General features: G+C 39.8%; 6 protein-coding genes and 1 pseudogene. 1 reads left to right on the forward strand and 6 read right to left on the reverse strand.

What is annotated here, in order from left to right; genetic code table 11:
• Positions 1–217, forward strand: a pseudogene (locus C237_RS15255) (single-stranded DNA-binding protein); the annotation flags it as partial.
• Positions 218–367: 150 nt separating this feature from the next.
• Here C237_RS15255 and C237_RS13700 read toward each other — a convergent pair.
• The 6 genes from C237_RS13700 to C237_RS0109555 form a co-directional block, all read right to left on the reverse strand.
• The gene (locus C237_RS13700) at positions 368–586 is read right to left on the reverse strand and encodes an NAD(P)H-dependent oxidoreductase (RefSeq protein ID WP_245539718.1); all 219 of its coding nucleotides are present in this window, start codon (positions 584–586) and stop codon (positions 368–370) included.
• A gap of 139 nt (positions 587–725) precedes the next feature.
• Positions 726–1,475: an NADPH-dependent F420 reductase gene (locus C237_RS0109530; RefSeq protein WP_018676264.1), complete on the reverse strand. Its 750-nt coding sequence runs from the start codon at positions 1,473–1,475 to the stop codon at positions 726–728.
• 12 nt (positions 1,476–1,487) lie between these two features.
• On the reverse strand, positions 1,488–1,652 hold the full coding sequence (locus C237_RS14615; RefSeq protein ID WP_156809747.1) for a hypothetical protein: 165 nt from the start codon (positions 1,650–1,652) through the stop codon (positions 1,488–1,490).
• Complete coding sequence (locus C237_RS0109540) at positions 1,649–2,674, reverse strand: amidohydrolase family protein (protein ID WP_018676266.1); 1,026 nt, start codon at positions 2,672–2,674, stop codon at positions 1,649–1,651. The genes C237_RS14615 and C237_RS0109540 overlap by 4 nt, the downstream gene beginning before the upstream one ends.
• Before the next feature lie 263 nt (positions 2,675–2,937).
• A complete protein-coding gene (locus C237_RS0109550) occupies positions 2,938–3,882 on the reverse strand; it encodes an aldo/keto reductase (protein ID WP_018676267.1) in 945 nt (314 codons plus the stop codon).
• Between the two features lie 7 nt (positions 3,883–3,889).
• A partial coding sequence (locus C237_RS0109555; RefSeq protein ID WP_018676268.1) for a transposase occupies positions 3,890–4,461 on the reverse strand: 572 nt, incomplete at its 5' end.

The raw sequence follows: 4,461 nt of genomic DNA on the forward strand, positions 1-4,461 counted from the left end.
GATTTTAACCAAAGGGGCTTTAGTGGAACTTACTGGGCGAGTAAGTGCAAGGGCGTGGCTTAGCAAAGACGGAGAACCCAAAGCAGGACTTAATTTTCATACCTTAAAAATTAAGTTACACGCAAGTGGACAAAGACAGAACACAGAAACAACCAACGGAAAGGGAGTGATAACACCACAACCGATTGAGGANACCGAAGATGATTTACCATTTTAATTAACAGAGTAACAAAAGACAATTTAGGAACATTTAAAATTTTAGAACAATGGCACATAACATTAATTACAACAGCAGAACGGGATCATCGGGAAAATGACGCTCAAAAAACTCTTCCTTCCATTGTAAAAGCAACCTCTGGGGCATTCCTTAAATCAAACCGCCCGTACCGTAATTTCGGTTAGGATCGGTATGGCTCCTGCCATCACTGTGGAATATGCCGTTGCCTTGTCCTGCCATAAAAACCTCGTCTATATATTGTTTGAGGCGATGAGGCAACTGAAACCACCATATAGGTGTGTGATAGATTATAAAATCTACCCACTTGAAATGTTCCACCTCTGTAACTGGATCAAATGGATCCTTCACATCATAGTACGGATCCAGTGCAGCCCATTTGCTGTGCCACTTCTGCCGTCCATCCTGTGAGTATGGACTAAAATCTTCCACCTAAACCAGCAAAATGTTGCCCTCCATTAATAATAAATACTTTTATTGCTTCCATCTTTTATTTATTCATCATTCTGTTTACGCGTATCACATTGTCGTGACTATAATCGCCATCTGTTAAAGTGGTAAATTCTGAATCAAAACGCTTGTGGTTCAGAAATACACTTTCCTTTGTGGCTATTGACCTTTTACGCACTTGAAGTAATTCTTCGGCTGTATAATCACAGCAATAACCTGGTGAATTAGGTTGCTGGCTCCATGAATCATCAATACCACCATTGTCGACAGGATCAAAGCCCATGTCATTTACAAGTTGCATCACTTTTGATTTTTGTGTTTCATCATCGCCTGCCACCAGCATTGCAAGGCGGTTCTCGTTGCCAACAGGCTTACCCCCATTTGCAAGACTATTAGCCAATAGCATATTAAATGCCTTGATGACTGGTCGACCAATCTGTTTTTCTGTCCAACGACTTTCCACCATACCGTTTTCTATTTCCTCAATGACATCATGGTTTATACCAGGATAATAATTGTTGGAATCTACTACGACCGCATCTGTATTCACCTTGTCGAACAGATCTTTAGGAAGACTGGCAATAGCTGCTAATGGAATAGAGAGAATTACTACCTCCACATCCTTGACTACACTATGAATATCTGCTGGTTCTGCTCCGATTTCTAGAGCAAAGTCTCTAACCCCTTCCACGCCCTTGGCATTTGCCACCTTTACATTGTGCCCAGATTGTATTAATTTTCTTGCTATTGTACCACCGATGGCACCTACTCCTATAATTCCTATTTTCATCAAAATATCTTATTAAAATTTGTAATATTTATTGTAACGATCTTTATTATCATATTTACTCTTGGTTTCCTGCTCTTTTTCTACAGAAATTTTACCTACTTCTACTTCGCGTGCGTACGCCAAATGTTGTTCAAAATACTCTGGATATACCTCTATCTCTGCAATGCGGAACATCATTTTCTCCGTTGGCTTGATTCAGAAACAATAATGTTATCTAATTTCCCTAATAGCTTCAATGTATTGTTTTTCAGGATATTGTGTAAGTGTATTGATGTTTTTGGATTATTTTTCAATACATTTAATGTGTTTTCAAAAGTATTTTTCACTCCATTTTCATTGACATAAGGATAATCTGACCCATATAAAAGATGTTCTGGAGTAGTAATACTAAGAAGTGCATCTAAGCTGGAGTCTGTAAGTCCTCCTGCCAAATCGTAATAAAAATTCTCCAAATTCCTCCCCCAATCGATGGGGTTCATTAGTCCGAATTGCATCATTATGGGGTGTATTTTCTCCAATCTCGGCAATTCCAACGGCAAAAACGAACCGCAATGCGGAATGACAAATTTTATATTCGGATACCGTGATGGCACATTGTGGACAATAAGATTGACTACGGTTCGGGTGGTTTCTGCCAAATATTCGTAAGCCGCCAAAGGTATGTCTGTCAAAAGATTTTCATTAATAGGCACTGGTTTATGTGGATGCAAAATAATAACAGCTCCATATTGGTTCAAAACCTCCATAAGTGGCTCTAATTCAGGACTGCCTAAATATTGTCCATTACTATTGGTTGCCAGCTTGATGCCATTGGTATGGAGAGTTTCAAAGGCATATTTAGCTTCTTCAATGGCTGCCGCTACATTGGGCAGAGGCAAGGAAGCACAAAACCCAAAACGCTGGGGATATTGAGAGGCAATAGCGGCAGTTTCCTCGTTATACTGGCGAATAGCTTTCGCGTTTTCCTCCGTAGAACCGTGATACAGCTGTGGTGCAGGCATAGTCAAAATGGTATAACCGATATTCTGCTGTTTCATCATTTCCAGATGTTTTTGCACATCCCATTTGGGCAAGGGAAATCCCTCCTCCAGAAGGGCATCGTATTTTTTCAGATAATCCAGATACGACGGAAGGACATTATGGCTGTGGATATCAACGAACGTATAAGGCTTGTTTTGAGCGTTCAAAAGTGTTGCCATAAGCAAAGTATTTAGCAATAAAAATATTTTTAGTAATTTCATTATGAATGAATTGCAATGATTGGGGTATTAAAGTACGAAGGTAAGAAAAAATACGAAGATTGGTTATTGCATCGAAAAAAAATAAACAATCAATGCACGAAAACTCAATTGATAGTTTTTTTACCCATAATGTTTGATTTTAATAGAATTAAATTATCCCCCCAAAGAGGAAGGATAATTTAAAGCTGATTTTTACTAAAATCATTAAAAGAAGCTAATGATTACGCTTCGCCTTCCCAGCCGCCGCGGGTGTCTAGCCCTAGCTGGTCGGCAAGCTGTTCCAGTTCAGTGATTTGTGCAGCGGTTAAAGTGATGTTTAGCGCTTGCTTGGCGTCGCTGACGTGGCTCGGTTTGGTCGCGCCTATCAGCGGTAAGGTGCCTTTGGCAATAGCGTAAGCAATGACGGTTTGTGCCGCACTGGCGTTGTAGGGTTTGCCGAGTTCTGCCAGTTTATCCGTCAAGGTTTTCAATTGTGGCAAAATCGGATTATAGCGCTCGGCACGCATACTTCCTTCAGGAAGCGGATTTTCAGAGGTATAGCGTCCAGAAAGCGCCCCCTGTTCCAAGACCATATAGGCAAAAAAATCAATTCCCTGTTCACGGCAATAGTCCAGCGTTCCGTCAGAATCAGAATTGCGGTACAGCAGGCTGAAATGATTTTGCACCGCATTAATTTTCCAGCCATATTTTGCAAGTGTTTCGTTTACGGTTTTGATTTGTTCAAGGCTGTGGTTTGAAACACCTATTTTTCTGATTTTACCACTTTCAAGCAACGGAATAAATTGCTCTGTCCAAGTATTAAAGCCGATAGTATTGTGAATCCAATAATAATCCACATAGTCTGTACCCAATCGTTCCAAGCTGCCTGCAAGCATATCTGCCACAGGGGTTTGGCTGTTGGTATCGGCTGCATTAGGGGTAAATTTTGTTGAAATTAGCAAATTTTCACGCGGATAGCGGCGGATTTGTTCGGCAAGAGCTTTTTCTGAACTTCCCATTCCATAGACAAACGCCGTGTCCCAAAGATTGAGTTCTTCTCTGACCGCTGTGTCAAAAACTTCTGCCATCTGAGCTTCGGAAAGTGTGTTGCCAAAGACTTGGTCTCCACCGATGGCTCCTACGCCCCAAGACCAAGTGCCAAGGGCTATTTTTGGTTCATTTTTCATAAGGAAGTCATTTAAACTTTTTCAGAGCAATCACCATAAAGGCTAAATAATTAAATCCTAGCCAACTAGCCACTGTTGTATCAAATCTATTGAGTAAAGACCTATAACTATCCAACCAACCATTGGTTCTTTCTATTTTATACCTTTCTTCGTAGAGAAGAGGGTCAAAATATTCATCCCTATCAGAAGTATCGTTGTTTCTTTTATTAAAGCAAATATTACCTTGTATATCTTTCTTGTTACAAGAACAACGAAACTCTTTAGAATCAAAACCTGCATCAGCATTGAGAAAAAGTCCTTCAACCATGATATTTGCTTGTTCAAGGGTGTCAGTAATCGTTTCAAATTGAACCTCAATCTCATAAAGGTCGTTATGATTGCCTGCTACAGGATTAGAAATGGCTAAAGGTAAACCTTGATTATCAGTTAAATATAGAGCATTTGTGGTTTTACACTTCTTTCTCTTTTGATAGCCAACTTCTTCGCCACCTTTGATGGCTTTGGTGTGGCTTCCATCAAAAGATACGTTTGAAAGGTCTAATTTTGACTTGTATTTTTCTAATATTTTACACCATAAAT

It is taken from the genome of Riemerella columbina DSM 16469 (assembly GCF_000374405.1).
Taxonomy (GTDB): Bacteria; Bacteroidota; Bacteroidia; order Flavobacteriales; family Weeksellaceae; genus Riemerella; species Riemerella columbina.

Excerpts from the sequence above, each read along its gene's own strand:
- C237_RS0109540 (WP_018676266.1), bottom strand. The coding sequence starts at position 2,674 with ATGGCAACACTTTTGAACGCTCAAAACAAGCCTTATACGTTCGTTGAT.
- C237_RS0109530 (WP_018676264.1), bottom strand. The coding sequence starts at position 1,475 with ATGAAAATAGGAATTATAGGAGTAGGTGCCATCGGTGGTACAATAGCA.
- C237_RS0109550 (WP_018676267.1), bottom strand. The coding sequence starts at position 3,882 with ATGAAAAATGAACCAAAAATAGCCCTTGGCACTTGGTCTTGGGGCGTA.
- C237_RS14615 (WP_156809747.1), bottom strand. The coding sequence starts at position 1,652 with ATGATGTTCCGCATTGCAGAGATAGAGGTATATCCAGAGTATTTTGAA.